Annotated in this window: 25 protein-coding genes and 1 pseudogene; 4 read left to right on the forward strand and 22 right to left on the reverse strand. The window is 35.6% G+C overall.

Features of this window, described 5'->3' with window-relative positions; all coding sequences use genetic code 11:
* Window positions 1-10 precede the first annotated feature (10 nt).
* From MHH88_RS11830 to MHH88_RS11920, 19 genes and pseudogenes are all read right to left on the reverse strand, one after another.
* Window positions 11-499: a DUF6838 family protein gene (locus MHH88_RS11830; RefSeq protein ID WP_339258249.1), complete on the reverse strand. Its 489-nt coding sequence runs from the start codon at window positions 497-499 to the stop codon at window positions 11-13.
* Entirely contained in the window at window positions 492-890 is a 399-nt protein-coding gene (locus MHH88_RS11835) for an HK97 gp10 family phage protein (protein WP_258842878.1), read from the reverse strand. The genes MHH88_RS11830 and MHH88_RS11835 overlap by 8 nt, the downstream gene beginning before the upstream one ends.
* Window positions 890-1,282, reverse strand: a complete 393-nt coding sequence (locus MHH88_RS11840) for a hypothetical protein (protein WP_339258251.1) — start codon at window positions 1,280-1,282, stop codon at window positions 890-892. The genes MHH88_RS11835 and MHH88_RS11840 overlap by 1 nt, the downstream gene beginning before the upstream one ends.
* Before the next feature lies 1 nt (window position 1,283).
* Window positions 1,284-1,628, reverse strand: coding sequence for a hypothetical protein (locus MHH88_RS11845; RefSeq protein ID WP_339258253.1), 345 nt, complete (start codon window positions 1,626-1,628; stop codon window positions 1,284-1,286).
* Window positions 1,629-1,639: 11 nt separating this feature from the next.
* The gene (locus MHH88_RS11850) at window positions 1,640-1,834 is read right to left on the reverse strand and encodes a hypothetical protein (RefSeq protein ID WP_229386861.1); all 195 of its coding nucleotides are present in this window, start codon (window positions 1,832-1,834) and stop codon (window positions 1,640-1,642) included.
* Between the two features lie 17 nt (window positions 1,835-1,851).
* Entirely contained in the window at window positions 1,852-2,895 is a 1,044-nt protein-coding gene (locus MHH88_RS11855) for a major capsid protein (protein WP_258842881.1), read from the reverse strand.
* 16 nt (window positions 2,896-2,911) lie between these two features.
* Window positions 2,912-3,271, reverse strand: a complete 360-nt coding sequence (locus MHH88_RS11860) for a hypothetical protein (protein ID WP_339258255.1) — start codon at window positions 3,269-3,271, stop codon at window positions 2,912-2,914.
* Between the two features lie 14 nt (window positions 3,272-3,285).
* On the reverse strand, window positions 3,286-3,903 hold the full coding sequence (locus MHH88_RS11865) for a phage scaffolding protein (RefSeq protein WP_339258257.1): 618 nt from the start codon (window positions 3,901-3,903) through the stop codon (window positions 3,286-3,288).
* Between the two features lie 123 nt (window positions 3,904-4,026).
* Complete coding sequence (locus MHH88_RS11870; RefSeq protein WP_339258259.1) at window positions 4,027-4,236, reverse strand: hypothetical protein; 210 nt, start codon at window positions 4,234-4,236, stop codon at window positions 4,027-4,029.
* Window positions 4,237-4,238: 2 nt separating this feature from the next.
* A complete protein-coding gene (locus MHH88_RS11875; RefSeq protein ID WP_339258261.1) occupies window positions 4,239-5,783 on the reverse strand; it encodes a polymorphic toxin type 50 domain-containing protein in 1,545 nt (514 codons plus the stop codon).
* Window positions 5,776-7,221, reverse strand: a complete 1,446-nt coding sequence (locus MHH88_RS11880; RefSeq protein WP_339258263.1) for a phage portal protein — start codon at window positions 7,219-7,221, stop codon at window positions 5,776-5,778. Before MHH88_RS11880 ends, MHH88_RS11875 begins: the two co-directional genes overlap by 8 nt.
* Window positions 7,222-7,230: 9 nt before the next feature.
* The gene (locus MHH88_RS11885; protein WP_339258265.1) at window positions 7,231-8,505 is read right to left on the reverse strand and encodes a PBSX family phage terminase large subunit; all 1,275 of its coding nucleotides are present in this window, start codon (window positions 8,503-8,505) and stop codon (window positions 7,231-7,233) included.
* A pseudogene (terS, locus tag MHH88_RS11890) lies at window positions 8,498-9,289 on the reverse strand (phage terminase small subunit). Before terS ends, MHH88_RS11885 begins: the two are co-directional and overlap by 8 nt.
* 111 nt (window positions 9,290-9,400) lie before the next feature.
* Window positions 9,401-9,850, reverse strand: a complete 450-nt coding sequence (locus MHH88_RS11895; RefSeq protein ID WP_339258267.1) for a hypothetical protein — start codon at window positions 9,848-9,850, stop codon at window positions 9,401-9,403.
* Window positions 9,851-10,105: 255 nt separating this feature from the next.
* Window positions 10,106-11,263, reverse strand: a complete 1,158-nt coding sequence (locus MHH88_RS11900; protein WP_339258269.1) for a hypothetical protein — start codon at window positions 11,261-11,263, stop codon at window positions 10,106-10,108.
* Between the two features lie 82 nt (window positions 11,264-11,345).
* Window positions 11,346-11,531: a hypothetical protein gene (locus MHH88_RS11905; protein WP_339258270.1), complete on the reverse strand. Its 186-nt coding sequence runs from the start codon at window positions 11,529-11,531 to the stop codon at window positions 11,346-11,348.
* A 577-nt stretch (window positions 11,532-12,108) separates the two neighbouring features.
* Window positions 12,109-12,501: a rhodanese-like domain-containing protein gene (locus MHH88_RS11910; RefSeq protein WP_339258272.1), complete on the reverse strand. Its 393-nt coding sequence runs from the start codon at window positions 12,499-12,501 to the stop codon at window positions 12,109-12,111.
* A gap of 20 nt (window positions 12,502-12,521) precedes the next feature.
* Window positions 12,522-12,941 (reverse strand): MarR family transcriptional regulator, encoded by a 420-nt coding sequence (locus tag MHH88_RS11915; RefSeq protein ID WP_339258274.1) that lies wholly within the window; start codon window positions 12,939-12,941, stop codon window positions 12,522-12,524.
* Window positions 12,942-13,137: 196 nt separating this feature from the next.
* Window positions 13,138-13,551, reverse strand: a complete 414-nt coding sequence (locus tag MHH88_RS11920; protein ID WP_339258276.1) for a LuxR C-terminal-related transcriptional regulator — start codon at window positions 13,549-13,551, stop codon at window positions 13,138-13,140.
* Window positions 13,552-13,677: 126 nt separating this feature from the next.
* Here MHH88_RS11920 and MHH88_RS11925 point away from each other — a divergent pair, with 126 nt between their 5' ends.
* Window positions 13,678-13,800, forward strand: coding sequence for a hypothetical protein (locus tag MHH88_RS11925; protein ID WP_339258277.1), 123 nt, complete (start codon window positions 13,678-13,680; stop codon window positions 13,798-13,800).
* 179 nt (window positions 13,801-13,979) lie between these two features.
* Window positions 13,980-14,450, forward strand: a complete 471-nt coding sequence (locus tag MHH88_RS11930) for a DinB family protein (protein ID WP_339258279.1) — start codon at window positions 13,980-13,982, stop codon at window positions 14,448-14,450.
* A 100-nt stretch (window positions 14,451-14,550) separates the two neighbouring features.
* Here MHH88_RS11930 and MHH88_RS11935 read toward each other — a convergent pair whose 3' ends face one another.
* Together MHH88_RS11935 and MHH88_RS11940 are read right to left on the reverse strand one after the other, a co-directional pair.
* The gene (locus MHH88_RS11935) at window positions 14,551-14,748 is read right to left on the reverse strand and encodes a hypothetical protein (protein WP_339258280.1); all 198 of its coding nucleotides are present in this window, start codon (window positions 14,746-14,748) and stop codon (window positions 14,551-14,553) included.
* A 16-nt stretch (window positions 14,749-14,764) separates the two neighbouring features.
* Window positions 14,765-15,580 (reverse strand): DNA adenine methylase, encoded by an 816-nt coding sequence (locus MHH88_RS11940; RefSeq protein ID WP_339258282.1) that lies wholly within the window; start codon window positions 15,578-15,580, stop codon window positions 14,765-14,767.
* Window positions 15,581-15,726: 146 nt separating this feature from the next.
* Between MHH88_RS11940 and MHH88_RS11945 the strand changes: the two genes are divergently transcribed.
* Window positions 15,727-16,161 (forward strand): hypothetical protein, encoded by a 435-nt coding sequence (locus MHH88_RS11945; RefSeq protein ID WP_339258284.1) that lies wholly within the window; start codon window positions 15,727-15,729, stop codon window positions 16,159-16,161.
* Window positions 16,162-16,474: 313 nt separating this feature from the next.
* A complete protein-coding gene (locus MHH88_RS11950; protein ID WP_339258286.1) occupies window positions 16,475-16,894 on the forward strand; it encodes a DUF3888 domain-containing protein in 420 nt (139 codons plus the stop codon).
* Window positions 16,895-17,136: 242 nt separating this feature from the next.
* On the opposite strand, the gene MHH88_RS11955 is transcribed toward MHH88_RS11950, so the two are convergent.
* Window positions 17,137-17,325: a hypothetical protein gene (locus MHH88_RS11955; protein ID WP_339258288.1), complete on the reverse strand. Its 189-nt coding sequence runs from the start codon at window positions 17,323-17,325 to the stop codon at window positions 17,137-17,139.
* Window positions 17,326-17,472 lie beyond the last annotated feature (147 nt).

Here is a 17,472-nt window from a genome sequence, read left to right on the forward strand (position 1 = left end):
AGATTGAGCACTATCTACAAAAGCAGCCTTCGAGAATTTTTTGTTCCCTAGCTGCTTCACAGTGTTCTGTTTGTTTGTCGCCACTTGTGTCAAATCCAACGCCCTCCAATGTTCTCATTTTTACTTCATCTAAAATATCGTGTAATCTAGCCTTCACTTGGAAATTAACTACTAACGTTTCGTCAACGATCTCACCTCTTATTTCATGTACATGAAACCGATCGGCAAGGTATTTAAAATTGTTTTGTACGATTTCTAATACATCAAGGCATTCTTCATCTACATCGTCAGTAGAAGGGAAATAAACCATACTAAATGAATACGTGCGATTGGCTTGGTGCTTCAACCCACGTTCCTGATGAACATGAAAAATGCGTACTAAAAAAGCAGGTACTTTTAAGCCCTGCTTAACTGGTTTATCATATACATGCATGGATGGATACAAAGAACGTATTTGCATGATTGCAAGTGACTTGATGCCTTCTGTTACACTATTCACCTAAAATACGCCTCCACTCCTTTTCAATTTCTCGTTCCCACATCCGTGGTGCAATCCGTTCCATCTCTTGTTCTGTAAGTTCCAGCATAAATTGCCCATCGACATAACCTACTGTACGTCCAGCAATTACAATACGATGACCTTTCTCTACAAACAGCGCATATTCTACCTGATTATATAGAACAATTTTATACGTATCGCCTTCTTTAACAATGTGATATTTCCAGTTATTCCGCAAATCTCCGGTATCTACAGGTGTGAGCATTTTTACTTTACGAATCGCCAATTGAGCGATGCGTTCCGCGACTTTCTTATGAATTCTCCCAGAAGCAATGGTGAGCTCTTTCAATTTTTCAGCTAACTGTTTTACTTCTTCAAACTCAAAAGCCATTAAGCATAGCCCTTCTTTTTCAGCAACACTTCTTGATGTGTAACATACAAGAATGATTCTTTAGCGGAAGTAAATTCATCGTTTAGCATCAATTCACCATCTTCAAATAGTTGTACCGTTATTTCATCACCAGCTAGAATATCCACCGTTGGAGAAAGGATTAGCTTCGCATCATAAACAATTTGATTGGCTTCACCTTGGACCACGTTATTTAGCGTCTGCATGCCTACTGTAGATAAACGACAAGGGATATTCGCATATTTCGTAATCCATTGTTGACTTGTAGCGCCATTTGGCTTTTCATACTCCTCATAACGTTTGATTGTTGCTACGCGATCATATAATCGCTCAACAGACTTTGTGGCCGTCGTCATTAACTTTCGAATAGTCATCCTACCACCTCAATTTTCGGAAACGATTTAACTGGGAGGTATAGTTCGTGAGTACTCTTGCAGTTGCTTGCTCACTTGTTGTCGTATTGCTAGTAAATTCAACTGCAACATCACCCTCTTTAACAGACTTTGCAACGGCAAAATCAGCAGGATTCATCGATTTGATTTCCTGATGAATTAAATCTAGTGTCATATTCGCATGGACAAACATTAAATCATCTGGAATATCACTTCGATTGCAATACGTTTTAATGGCTTGTGCTACCTCCTCTATTTTTAACAGTAGTACCTCTTCCGTAAATACATCTGGCTCCATTTTATTGATGATGATATCAAATACGTCCAAATTATACCCTCCTAATTGGGCTCCGCCTCTTTGGTCGCTGTAGCTTTTGTATTGCGTCTTTTAGGTGGCTCCATCACTACTAACACTTCAAAATCTGGATGGTCTGCATGTTCTGAAAGCACTTCTAATTCTTCACCAGCTTTATACCTTTTACTGTCATAACGAACAGGGAAACTACCATCTTTTACTTTCACTATTGTTTTCATCTAGCCATCACCTGCCATTAGTTTACTTTCGCAATGAAAATATTATCGATTGTTTCAAAGCTTGGTAGCACAATTTCAGAAACAATCGTTTCAACATTTACAGGATGCGGTTCTTTAATCGTCGTAATGGCTACACCCGTATTCACAATCGATACATCAGCAGTAGATTGTCCAGCTAACAAGTCGGATTCTTCTGGTGTCGTACCGTAATACGTACTACCGAGATTGCCATCTGGAATCAATGTAAAGTAGTCATCTGGATAAAAATTATGCAATGAGCCGTCTTCAGCCCGGTATTTTTTGTTATACACCGCTACAGAAAGACCAAATTTATTTTGTAAATATTGCTTTAACATGGCATCCGTCATGATAATTAAGTCCCCGCCCAACGGATTCATATCTAAACGAATACTTGGATGATTGAGCAAATAGCCAAATGTTTTACGTGTCATTATCGCGTTTTTTGGACGAGTACCCGTATTCTCTTCTACTGTATCCTGCCATTTCATAATATCTAGAATCGGTGTAGCATCTACATTCCCCCACTGCGCATCACCAGCTAACGATTCTTTGTGCTCATCTTTCATTTTGTAGTCATAGTCGTAATTTTGACGGTTAGCTGTAATACGAATTTTGCCGGTAGAAAGTAATTGCATAATCATTCGTTCTGGTTGAACATTCGCACCATTCACAAGATTAGTGGCATCATCATAAATGTTGGCGATAATGGTCTGCGTCATAGCATCTAAATTGGAAGACTGTAATTTATTTAATTCTTGGCGATCTTTTTCCCCAATTCGCATTGCTTCACGGAAGAAAGGCATTTCCGTTTGAATTTTGCTAAAGCCAATACGATCACGAATTGTTGCTTTTGCATCAAATTCAGATGGCATTAATGCGACTGGCAATCCATTTGAGCCTTTTATCCAGCTTAAATCTAAACCGAGTTGTTTCTTTGGCGGAAAAAGGGTCGCCCCTAAATAAGGAATACGATTTGATGGGTTGTTCTGATAGTAAGTCGCGATATTTTTGGCGTTTACTAAATCAAAAATTGTTGGCATGTAATATCATCCTTTCTTATTTCAAAAATGTAATTTGTTTTAATGCCCTAATAGCTTCTGTCGTTGGCTGTTCAGGAAGTTTATTCAGTGCAATAAATCCGTGGATTAATGCTGCACCTGATGCAGGACCATAAGTAACATCCGTATCATTGAAAAGAACCCCCTCAGCTCCTGCACCATTCGTTTTGACCGCTTTTACCGTTTCATCTGTAAGGAATCCACCGCCTAAAATCGTTCCAGCAGGTACAATCTTTTTGCCCTCTGCATTTGGACTAACGCCTTTATCTGAAACAGTAATCGCTACGTTCACATAATGATCCGGAAATTTTAATATTTCTTTTTTGTTTGTAAAAGTTGTTTCAATGAATTTACTCATTCCAAGTCATCTCCTTATTGAAAGTAAGACTTACGCGCATCAGCTAAGTATTGTGTATTGCCTAACACTTCTTCTGCAATCCACTTTCCATAATTTTCATTTGAACCTTCATCTTTATCACTTTTTTTACTTTCAGCAGGCTTTGTACCTTTCGGCAATGTTTGAGATTCTGGCACAAATAAAAAAGACTTTGATTCCTGCAACGTTTTCAGTTGCTCATCAAGTCCTTTTACTATTTTTCCATCTTCACTTAATTCAATCTTCGCCTTATCGATAAGTCCAATTACAAGATCTGTATCATGCACATTACTGTGAAGTGCTAGTTTTAGAGCAGTATTCAAACGCTCATCTTTCATCTGTTGCTCGTGTTCCTGTTTTACGGTTTTATTGGTTTGTTGCAATTCAATGATTTTTGCTTGAAGTCCTTCAACATCTACCTTTTTTAACTCTTCAAGTTGTTTATCACGTTCGTTAAGTTGCGTTTGTAGCGAGCTTTTAGCAGTAGATAATTCGTTATATTTTGCTTTTGGTACTACATGCTTCGGAGCTTCCTTAGTAACATTCGCTACAATCGTTTCAATTTGAGTATCTGCAACACCTGCATCTTTAAGTAATTTTTTTAACCAATCCATTTTTATTACCTCCATACATTTTTATACAGGTCTGTGCCTGTTGGTGGTGTACGCTTCTTTATGGTCTAGCCTTTAAAAAGACCAAAATAAAAGCACTCAATCCATCATCATGGTTAAGTGCTTCTACTCAATAATTTCAATTTTTTTTATTTCTTTTTCGTTAAAATTCACTAGTCGTCCCTTAAGTTCACCCTCTATAGGTTTAATTGTTAGTTCTTGAACATCATCTTCACTGTCTGCTGAAGAGGTCCAATGATCAACAATTCCGATTAAAGTTTGGTTATCAGTAAAAGTAACTTTAATTTTCTCTCCCGAATCATTATAAATATCCACTTTTATTCCTCCTTATTTGGCTTAATTGGCACTAAATGCGTTCGTTTTTTAGAATGGTGTATTTTTATTTTATTTGTTTTAAAAGTACCATGTTCCGAAACTGCTATACCTACTATATCATCGACAAAAACAACTTCTGTGTTTTTCCTTCTTCCATTACGGTCTGTTTCTACAACACCTGTCCCAGCATACTTATCAAACAACTTTTGAACATCTACATCATCAAAGAAGTAGCTTTTCCCTTTTAACTGAGTAGATTCCATATGAGGGGCTTGTTTTTCTGGATTAATTTTCGTTCCAAATGTACCGTCTTGTAACTTTGTTTTTACATACAGATTGTCTTGTAATTTATTCCACTCGTCACCATTACTATACTTAATATCTTGGAATTCTTCAAAAGATTTTGGTGCACTTTTACCTAGAACTTTTTTATATTTACGATATTGATCCTTGTCAGTTTTTAAATTACGTTGTCTATTCTTAAAGGTTTCAACTTTCTCCTGACCATATTTATCAACAACGTACACTTGATACCATTCTGTATATGTTAAATTAGCATCTTGATAGTATTTTTCATCTGTGAGGGGATCTCGTGCTATCCTTTTTTCACCTTCCATATACTCCGACTCATCAAAATACGGGATGGTAGTCGTTCGACACCTTGTATGAAATGGAGGTGCATTGGTACCCGGTTTATAATCTTTCGTTAAATAAATCTTTAAATCCTGTGCTTTGCAGATTTCTGATGTACGGTTATCAAGGGTTGCTAGTATTTGATAACGCTCAAGGTCAGTTTCACGATAAGCGTTATTCGCTGCTAAGCCATGAAAAAAGTTAGCTTCTGTCCTTACAAGTGCTTGTGCTCTACTTAACGCCACGTCAGTTGCTTCACTGATTGCTCTTGATGTTTTAATCAATGAACGACCTTGCTTAAATGATCTTTCCAACTCTTTCTTTATCACAGCCATTGTCTTTGCTTCATGACCCCAAATACGCTTCGAGAACTCTTTACCCGACCAGTTATATGTGAGTACCTCTTTCATCACATCGTCTGTCAGCTTGCTGACAGGTTGGTAAACAGCAGTAAATGTAGCAATATCAAAAAGTGCCTTGTAATAAGCGTTTTCATATACTTCTGATAACCCTGTGTACGAATAAGCTTGTAAACCGTTTGTACTACCATATAGCTCTAGCATTTGCATTTGAATCTGTAAGTGCAACATTTCTAAGCGTGAAATACGGGCACGATACCCAATAGCATTTAAAATACGGTCGTATTCAGGATTTCCAGCTAATGAAAGAGCTTTATACTGTTGTAAGGTGATATGGCGAAAATCTTTTAACTCTTTTGCCGTTAAATACTGCTTTGCTTCTGCATACGAAACCTTATAATCTATTGCATATCGCGCATAGAATGCCTCAATTTGCTGTATGATATTTGCTTGCCCCATTCGAAGCTGCTCTTCCATCCGAGCTAAGTACTTACTAGCAATCAACTGTGATTCTAGTTCACGTTGTGCGGCACGACTTTCCCAATACTTACTCATTGTCCTTCACTTCCATTTGAGACTGCCGTTGCTTCTCGAAGGACTCTTGGTACTCATCGATTTCCTTTTGTTCTTCCTCCTTTTGCTTTTTAAGTCTTTGTTCAACTTCTGGCGTATACCAAGGATGATTTTCACGATTTGTTTGGTCATCAATAATTCCCACTGACTTCTCGCACATTTCAACAGCTTCCATCTCATTGGTGATGATGTCACGATTAAACACAAACTTTACCTTTTCATTCGTGAAATCCCCTTCACCCATCATCTTTAAATAACGAGTGATAAACCATAGCATATGCTCGATGCTGGACTGCATTTCACTTTCTAAAATATTGCAATCGATGTCTAAATCACTGTAACGAAATCTAAGTGCAACACCTGATGCATTCCCTAAATTTTCATTTAGCGTATCGACACCTCTACCAAGCTCATATATCGCCTTACGAGTACGTTCTAGCTCTTTTTCAGTAGCCTCCGTTTGAATATCAGCAGTGAGTTTATCAACGTCGCCATTCTCGTCAATTTTGACTGCCCGATACACATTGAGATCATGGAGAAATCCTTTTAAATCCACTCCTCCATAGTTAATCAGCTTATAGATGAAATTGGGTATATCCGCAAGTACATCTGCATTCGTCGATGCTTGTGTATTGTAGTTGTCAACCCATGACTTAATTTGTTCAATCAACGGTTGTTCTTCTTCGTTATATCGGAAGTGGATAAGGGGTACCTTCTCCCACAATACTGGCTGTTCGCCAAATAAGAAGTGATATCCTTGCTTTCCTCCTGCTGGAATATCAAGAACGAGTGTTGCACTTTCTAAAACAAAATGGTCAATACCTTGACTGTGATAATGAACAACCTTCTTCAACGTTTTTTTCGTTGTACCTTCGTAATGATCCACTTCAAACACTCTTAAAAACGACTCGATTTTCATATTTTCAGAATCCGCATAGAAAGGAATCACTTGCTCTGACGGGAAACGTATAAAAGTCAGATGACCATCTTCGTTAAAATACGGATGGAGGTACGCAACACCTTTATTGATGGACTCCTTACCTATTTTTCGTAAACGGTTAATCATACCTGCATCAAAAATATCATTGAGCTTTTTTTGGTAGCTATTATTTTCACTCGTTACTGATGGCTGTTTGGAGAGCGTGTATCCAACCTTTTGGTCTACAAGTTTCTTCACATAGCCATGCACCAGCTTTAAATTAGACTTCCACGCAACATCACGTTTCTTTTCTTCGATGTCCATTTTGCCTTTATAATACTTAGCCCCAATAATCATTAACTTACGTTTTTCTGACTTTTCCCAAGCCTTTATTTCATTGAGTATGACCTGTTCATTCTTGATCACACTAGCAATCATGTTTTTTATCACCTCTTCCATTTGCTCATGCCAACGTGGTCGAAATAGGTCTTCAATTAGCATGTCATCACCTCACTTAAGAACAGATAAGCCACCTTTTTTAAAGATCACCGTGTTTACAAAATATCGGTCACTGTCCATTTGATGGTCATTTTGTTTAACTGGCTTGTCCTCGCCTCGATCCGCTGCCTTCGCATCCCAAATATAAGAGCTAAATTCCCGGAATGTCTCTTTGCAACAGTCGTTATATAAAATCAATCCGTTAGTAAGTGCATTTCCAACATTCCGTATCCCCTCCAAAACATCATTTTTCGCCTTTACCACTCTTACACCATCCTTTTTTAATAATGTGATAAATGAAGAGGCAGACGGGTCAACAATAACCCCATGAAGGTTCTCAAGACCTTCTATAAACTGTTTTAAATCCGCATAATACTCTGAACCTGTTTTTTGTTTACTGCTCTTTCGACCATCGTAATGATATTCTTTGACTTTGTACCAAACACCATTATAAAAACCCCACAAACCAAACGTTGTAGGGTTCTGCGTGCCATAGTCGACACTGACATAATATTTTGTATAATGACGAGGCTCTGTTTTTACAACATGCAGCACTTCATCAAACATATCGTAAATAATCCCTTCAGCAAGTACCCATGCCCCTAAAATAAATCGTTGATAAAATACACCATTATACATGCGTTTGTATCGGTCTTTAACAGATACTGACAAAGAGAGATTGTCATCCATTGTAAAATGCAAATGGATTAGATTCTTCTCCTTTATCTTGTCAATCCAATTTACCTTGAACCAATGATATGGTCCTTCTGGGTTACAGTTAAACCAATATTTCGAGCCTTCCACTGAACATCGTCCTGTGGCCTGATTAATAAAGCTTTCAGGCATAAGGGCTACCTCGTCAAACAATACACCAGCCAATGTAATACCTTGAATTAAATCTTGTGATCGTTCATCTTTACCGCCAAAAATGTAAAAATAATTTACTTTACTTCCCTTTGAGATAGTAAGCAAATTATCAGCCCGATGATCCTTTACCACATACCCTCGTGCTTTCAACATCAGTTTTAACCAAAACAGAACATTACGACGAAACGAGCCTATCGTTTTACCACACATACCGAAGTTCTGATTATTAAAAGATGCCATGGCCCACATAACAAACGATAAGGACATGGAGAGGGTTTTACCTGAACGAATGGACCCGTCTGCAATAATGCCGTCCTTATCCCTTACTGGCGAATCTCTATGCCACCAGGTTAAAACTTTCTTCTGCTTTTGTGAAAATGGTTTGAATTTGAAGACGGAAGCCTTCAACTTTTTAAGCATCTTCACCACTCCATACTTCAATAGCAGTTGCCCCTAATGCTTCGATAAAGCCATCATCTTCAATTTCCTCATTTTCGCCATTTTCTTTTTGAATAGCAATCTTAGATAGTTCAATAGATGTTTTTGTTTTCTCTATATTCAACTGCATCTGCTCTAGCTTCAATCGTCGTTCATCATCCTGATCTGCCATTTCCACAAACTGACGAATAGAAGAACGCAACTCCCCGATTGCTCTTGATTGAGCAGTGAGTAGTTGCGCCTGTCTCTCCCATGCAAATTGGAAGTTGTATTCAGTTTCGTGCGAAGGATTTTTACCACTTTGCACCTTTTCTCGTTTTAGCTCTTTTATAATCTCATCTTTTGATTCAACATGCATAATACGTTGAGCTCGAATAATAGCAGCATACTGAATCTGTATTTGATCCCAGATTAAATCGGATAGAGAACGTTCGTTCATCGCTTCCATAATTTCGAGCGTTTCTTCTGGTAGAAACTTTTGAAAGAAGCCATGTGTAACAGCGTTCTGATTTTGCTTAGGTGCACCATGGCCCTTAGCATTGCTGTTACCAACAGGTGCACCTCGTGTTCGTTTAGTAACGTTACCATTGGATTTAGTAACGTTACCTTTCAATTGGTTATCCCATTTATCTTAGTTCTTCCACTTTTGGATTTGCGAATCGGATAAATTCAACTGCTCGGCAATATCCTTCAAGAGTATTTTCCCTTTGCTTTCAACCCACATTTGAAACGCTTCATCACGTTTCGGATTCCTTGGTCTAGCCATATCTCATACACCACCACCTCCATCATTTGTTTGTTTTGTAATCACCCCATTATGCTAGTTGCTTAGTTTGTTTTTAGGTATAGAAAAAGCACCTCCTAAGAGATGCTTAAACTATTTTTCAAATTTTATGTTCGTTACCATAGAATGAAAATATGCTGCTGTCGGATATGTTGAAAAAGCACGAATCATTATCCAAGTGAAATAAATGGACAATACAAAGGTTACCATAAATGAATAAATAACAGTGCCAGTGAACTTATCTAGTAATTGATAAAGCGAAATGATAAATCCAAAAAAAGCTATTAGTACAGGGAAATATTTTGAAGGGTCGTTAGATTCTTTAAAATCGGCACTCCTCCCTATAACTAGCGCTTGTTGGGTCGAATCCAAAGTTTCTAAATACTCTATATTTTTGTTTATTCTTTCAATGCCGAAAGGGGATTTCTTTATGTATAAATGTTCATCAATGAATTTCTTCAATTCCTGATCTTTCCCTCTTGTCGCTTCGATTAAATCGCTAATGAAAATACTCTGATCCGAACTATTCGTTTGTTCAGTCATTCAAATCACTCTCCCTCTTTATGTCATTATTCGACTCAAAAATGGAAATTCCTTCTAAACCCTTAAACAAGACCAGTATTTTCTATATTTTTCAAAACTCTTACCTCCTTAGCCCAATCATAAACCAGGAGAAGAAATATATGTAATAACTTTTTGCTCTCAAAACCACACCAAACTCAACCCTATCATCACAAAGCGTTTTGGCTGTTTGATGCAGTTTTCAAGGCAAAATAAAAACATCCCGAAGGATGTTTATTATTTTTCATTATCATATTTTATATTTGTTACCAAAGAATTAAAATATACTGCTGAAGAACGCATTCTAACAGAATTGAAATACAATCTTGCAACATATAATAATGTCCCCAAAAATAAAAAAATATTAAAAAATATTATGATAGTTTGAGAAAGGGTTTTATCTACAGTTAATTGATTAATAAGTGCATAAACAGGCAATAAAATTGCTATCATAGCTATTAATGCAGGGAAATATTTTGAAGGATCGTTTGTTTCTTCAAAATGTTTAGCCCTACCCTTAACTAATAATTGTTGATTTGGATCCATAGTTTTTAAAGCATTAATGTTGTTATTAATTGTTATGTCTCCTTTACCTTTCGAATTCAAAGGGAATAAATTTTCATCTATGAACTTTTTTAATTTCTTATCATCTTTACTTATATGTAATACCAAATCGCTAATAAATTCACTTTGAGTAGAATTATTAATTTCTGTAGATTCTCCCATATAGCGCTCCTCCAATTCAATTTTTTCTAAATTTTTTTCTAATTCTTCTTTTAAATGCAATTTGTATTTATCAGCATTTAAAGCTTCAGCAACTTCTTTAAAAATCTTTAACATTTGTTTTTTTGATAACTGTTTTCCAGTGTCAGTTTCAATTTTAACTCTTTTCCATTCAGATTTAAGTATTACTTGCTGGTAATAGAGTATATTCAATCTATTGATATTGTAATTCCTTTCTAACGCTGGCCAAATTGCACCTTCGTATGGGGAAGTCATTTTTATAGTAGCATTAGATAGTTCGTTAATAATATCAGTACATGCTTTAATAAGTTTTTGTGAAACCACTTCAGCAGGGTTAAAATATAACTCTAACATTTCAACATTAAATATGAGATTAGGAATAATTGAATTGACTTCACTACTAGGCTTTATTTTTTGTACTTCTGACTGTCTAACTGACGAAGTAAATATATAACTGTTGGTGTTGAATTCTGCAAACAAAGTTCTGACATTGTTTATCCACTCAACTCGTTGTGAACTAATTACCTCAACTAGCCTTTGTTTGTCTTGTGTTTTAGACTCAACAACACTAATTTTTTCTAAAACATCATTTGATGATTTAGATGATTGTTCAGCTGAATCACGGGTTTTTTTATTAGATATATAAATCACAACATTAGCTATAATAGAAAAAATACCCGCAATTATAGCTACTTTTATAGCTACATCCGAATCCTTAGATTTATCTACTTTTTTATCTAAGTAGAATTACATCTAAATCACTAACAGATAATCCATTATCTGTTTTTTGCGTAATTTCTAATGGACTTACTATTTTCTGTTGATCTTGGGTATTTGTTATTGATTCAGCATTTACTCCAGTACATATAGACATCACCACCAAGATCGTTATGAAATTAACAAAAAAATACTTTTTCATATGTAATTTATTCCTCCTAATATTAATTATAGCAAATTAATTTAAAGGTGAAATAAAAATAAAAAACCTTTATTTTGAATAAAGGTTCGTGTTCGTCAACTGCGGTAAGTTTTAAACTGTCGAGTTAGCTCACTTCTAGCAACCGTGGCAGAGCTACACCACGTTATTATCGTAATCGAATTGTGTTCGTGCATTTCCGTGCACGTTTAGTAAGTTTGACTGAATTATGGAAAGTGGACGAAGTTCACATAAAAAGCACTCCTTATTCTAATTTTTAGCCTTTTATATTAATTAAGATACCTAATCTCTTAAAAAATATGGGCCGGTCATGTATGTCACGCTCCGAACTAATCTGACAAGCGCAGGTCGATCGTCGGTCTGTCTTTCCCTAATATTTAGAATTTGATAAATACCAAGGGAGGAAACCTTTACCGCACCGAACCTACCTCCGAGTTTACAATATTAATTTTTAAATACCTAATCTATAACGAATGTAACGTAAATAACGTTTGTAACATCTATCACATTTGTAACATGTCTTGATATTCAATTTAAGAATTTTTACTTTGCAGCTGAATCAGCACCCACAACTATCAGAAAGATTACTATTTTGAGAGGAATCTGAAACAGGAAAGTTCATTTCTTTCCATGCCGCAATCCCTCCAGTCAACTCTTTCACTTTATAGCCACGTTCTAATAAAAACTTTGCAACTTTGGCAGCTGTGTTACACCATACATCCCAACAGTAAACAATAATTTCTTTATCCATAGGTATTTCATTCAAACGATCTGCCAGCTCTTGTTGTGGAATGATATTTGCATCCTTAATTGTTAAACTTCTTACATGATTAGGACCGTTTCTAACATCAATTAAAAAGTATTTATCAGGATCATTTTGTTCCGATTTCAAATAATCCATAGGGCTTATTGTTCCTTCTAAACGTGCATTAAAATAATCAAGTGCTTTCATAAATGTATTACCTCCAATTTTTAAAGTGCAGACCAAATTTTAATAAGGAAATCCTTGAGCAATATTCTTTCTTGATGATCTAAAGGGGCTAAAACTTCTAATTCTGTATTAATTAAAAATTCCCAACATGAATCCAAGACATCGTTTCCATTTGGTGTAATCAAAAGGCTATAGGACCTCCTATCTTTAGGATTCCGTGTCCTCTTAACAAATCCTAGACTTTCTAAGTGATCGATATGGCTTACCATTGTTGTCCTATCAATTTGTAGATTTTCAGATATATCTTTTTGAGATGAGTACGGGTTTCCATTAATAAATAAAAGAACCCCGTATTGTCTAGAGTTAATTTCATATGGAGCAAGTCCTTCTGCGAACTTAGTTTCCATTTGCTGAAGAACTTTCCCAAGCAAAAAACCGTAAGATTGATTCCATTTTTCCAATTGTAATATCACCTCCAAAGATAATCAATAAACAATATAATCAGTATAGCTGATTATAATTTTAAATTCAAGGCTAATTCTCTTTTTTTAAAATGAATAAAAATTAAACACCTTTAAAAAGCCTTGCTATATTTAATTGTAGCAAGGCTCTTATATTTCTAACTTAAAATAATAACATTGGGGGACAAGGCCCTTATCATGTAATCATTTGTTTCACAATATTATCTTTAATACGTTTAATACTAGTTGATGATAAAGCCATGTGTTGACCTATCCAACGTTGTGATTTCCCGTCTAGCATCCAGTTCAACACTTGTACCTCTCTATCCCCTTCAACTCTTTCAATTAACTTTTGCACTTCTAAAAGCTTCTTCTCATACTCCGCAACACGTTTAATATTTTTCGAACGTCTAATAGCTTCCTGCATAATCGGATCACCTACACCGCCTACAGCCTTTGGTAGTGTAGCCTCGATACCGTATTGCGCCGTTTTTGCCCCAATAACCATTTCTTCTCGCATTTCTTTAATAGCATTAACCATCCAGTGGTAGTCCCTAATAATTGAATCCAAAGTGTCTGGTGTAATAACTAATTTTCGCTCTTTTAACATAGTTTCGCCCTCCTATGTGTTATAATGCTTATACGAATAAGGATTAAGAGGATGAGCTGTGGCGTGTGACGACGCTGCGGCTTTTTTGTGTTACAATTGAATTAACAAAAATTAGGAGGTACACTTATGCTTGGTATCACGTACGTAGCCTTTACTTTCGCTATAGCAACGTCAGTCATCGCCTTACTTAATGACATGAAAATCAAAAAATTAGAAAAACGTGTTGAAGAACTTGAAAGAAATAAGTGATTATATTACATAACTGGATTCTGGAGCGATATTATAATCGCTCTATTTTCGTTTATTCCTCATATTGTTCAATAGCATTTATAAAAACGAACGATAAACTCCCCCTATAAACCACTTCCTAACAAACATACATACATTCGTATATAATACTAAATATACTAATGAGTGGAGGGAAAATTATGAACACAATCGATTTAATTCTTTTAAATTTCAACGAAGTGCGAAGACGTAGTATAAAGCTTTGGACATCTATCCCCCAAGATTTATTAAATTGGAGACCAGATGATAAAGCTATGTCTTGCATTGAGATGATTAGACATGTTCTAGAAAGTGAATATTATTACCATCAGGCGCTTAAAAATAAAGGCAGTGTGCCTGAATTTGAATCTCCTTTTGAAAAACAACCATTCTCCACTATAGATGCTGAATTAATTTTTGCGGAACCGTTTAGAAATCAATTTATAGAAACTATTAAATCATTTTCAATTGAAGATTTAAAAAACATTAAAATTGATCGCTCAGATGTGGGTTACATTAGAGATTTGGGAGATATGTTGTTGAGAATTGCCTATCATGAATCCGTTCATACTGGTCAATTACTCGATTATTTACGAACTGCAAAAGTTAAAATCCCTAATATTTGGGATTAATTTTTTTAAAGGTGTCTTCATCTAGGTGAAACACCTTTTCTTTTTTTACAAAACAACCTATTCTATCAACCTATCTCTGCTACTAAATATTTTCATTCGATTAAAGATTAGACATATCATCTTTTAACCACTCTTCATTTTTTCCATCATCGTAACCAAAGTCTGTTACAGTGCCTTGCGTACCTTCTGGACACCATTTATCGCATGTCCCATCTACATTAACCGTATTGTTGTACTCACCTGTTACAAAGCAACCAAAAGCAAAGTGTCCGCAAGTCCAGCAAACTTTTTCACACATAATAGATACGCCCCTCCTACACAGTTTCAAAAAGTGATTCTTGTATATATCCACGCTCAATTATTTGAGAATTTAACCACAGACTTTCGCATTTTTCTTTTGCAGCTTCGGTTTTGGCCATCTTCGAAATCCTTGTCCAACCTTGTAAAATTTCATTGTACATATCATTGTTGTAGCCACTAATCATGGCAAAACCCTGATGTTTATTTAAAGCTCGCAATAACGTTTCATGTTGTTCATCCGTCATTTCATAAGCATAGTGTAGTTTTGTACGTGTGCTCAATAAATACGGTGGATCACTGTATATCAAACAATCCTCTTTGTTATAACGGCGTATCAGAGTTACTGCATCTAAATTTTCAATTTGCACATGTTGTAATCGTTCAGTCGCCTCTAAAACGATAGCTGGTAGCTTACGCCAATCAGGTAGGGCACTAAAGGTTGTCGAGTCTACATTGTGACGCCATCCTGTACGGTCGCTTGTTTTTCCTCCGCGTGCCATCCAACAACGGACTAGGAACACTCTTGCTCTTTCTACCACATTTAATTCATCATTCAATGCTGTAAATGATTCATTGTATTCTTGCCTTGAATAGGGCGTAAATTGAATTTGTTGGGCTAGTTGTGCAGGTTGGTCACGAATCACTTTAAATAGATTGACGATGTTGCCATCTAAATCATTTATTGTTTCAATACGCGCAGCTTGTTTATTGAATAAGACTGCACCACTTCCGAAGAATGGCTCAAGATACACCTTATGCTCTGGCATTTGATTTGCTATCCAGCTAGCCAAATTCCATTTAGAACCGACATAATTTAAAACCCGCTTCAAATAATCACCTCTCGTTACTGATTATTATTTGATAGTTTAATCCACATATTGTTCAGTAAGTTTAATTTGATTTTAAGTCAAATTAAGATACATAAAATTTTTGTACTTGCAAATAACAAGAATAAATACTGAAAGGAAATTATTATATGAAAAAAATAATAATCGTCTCGTTACTTTTTATGTGTTTTCTTGCCATCAATTCTGCTTTCGCTAATTCAGATATTGAATATTTCCCTCAAAATCAACCCCCGAGTATAATAGAGTTAGCATTTTTACGTGAATTAGGTCTACCAATTCTTGAAACAATGTCCTCATACGGTGATAATCAATTATTCGAATTTGGAAGAATTGAAAAGATTGAAAGAAATATTGAAAATGACTATTATGACGTTAGTTTAAGGGTTATTTCATTTGAAGGTGCGCACAATCCACCACATAAATTAATTAACATCACTTTTCGTATACCACCTGGTTTACCTTCTGAAAATTATAAAGTGATTTCAAATAAGGCCATTATTTCATATAAGGCTAAACACATTACTCCTGAAGAAGTTGAAAAGTTATCTAAATTTACAAATTAACCCACAAATTTTCACTGAACATTTTCATAATGTGCTGCACAGATTCAAGATGTAAATTTACCCTTAATCTGTACAAATTATTATTGATTGATCGCACGCACTTATTTGGTTGTGGCGCTAGTTGACAGTCACTACCTCCCTTATTCTGGGTCACGACTCAGTGACCTTTTTTAGTTTCTTTACTCATACTGTGCAGTAAACTACTGTTGAATTATTTCGAGTATTTTTCTATCTTCTCTTTTTAAAACTACATACTTTTAAATGGATGGTTAATAATAAATTTATAAAATTTTTAAAGAGGTGTATTTTATAAATGAAAAAGGGTTTATCTGCTTTAGTAATATCAATTACTCTTCTTTTATTTTCCCTTCCAAAGACAGGTTTCGGAATAAATGAACCCCTTCAAGATTCTAACGAACTTAGATTACAGGATATGCTCATGCTTATGCTTACTCCTTATATTGAAAAAGACTTAAATAGCTATTATTATCCGAAGATTTTACGTGATTTTTCACCACATGTTACTCCATGGAAAATTGAAGTTATTGAAACTAAAAGAGTAAACGGTTTTCGTGGCTTTAAATTGCAAATTACATTTAAAATTGAACCGACAGATGGCGGTCAGTATATCCCTGTAGGGAAGGACCGAATGACCTATGAAATATCTTATGGCCCTGATGTTAAACTGATAAATCACACCCACTTAAAGACCTATAAATATCCACCAGAATAATCAATCGTGTCAATTTAATAAACCTCTTTTAGTGAAACTATTGGCGAACCATTAGAGAATTTGATTTTTTCATTCTTCATCCTCCTGAACAATATCTTGCCATTACGATGTCACTCTCCGCAGTTTCTCATACTGTTTCCTTCAAAAATTCATTCTCTAAATCTCCTGATAAAACATCTTAATACTTTCCGTCCTTGCTTATAAAGCATTAAGAATGTCAATTTGAATACCGTTACACAGTCTCATGAAGCTTTCAATCCTTCAGTAAATGCAATAGCATAATCTAAAGCCTCGTCCTGTGTGCTCAACCCTTTCAGTTCCCGTAAAGCTTCAAGGTTTTGATAAAACCCTATCTCGTTTTCTTTGTACTGATATTTTTTGTAGAGGCCTATGTGTAACACCAACTGATCGATTAAGTATTGTTCACCCATTCCTCGTCCCTCGCTTTAATTTGATTCTTGCTATATGTCAACATACGCTTAGGCTTCCCGTACTGCATCGGATGAATAAATCTATTGCTCTTTTCTATTAATTAGGGGTTATTTTAATTATGAAAATCCCAAAATATGTTGGTGCTA

Origin of the sequence: Lysinibacillus sp. FSL K6-3209, from assembly GCF_037976175.1 — a bacterium.
GTDB classification, from domain to species: Bacteria; Bacillota; Bacilli; order Bacillales_A; family Planococcaceae; genus Lysinibacillus; species Lysinibacillus sphaericus_D.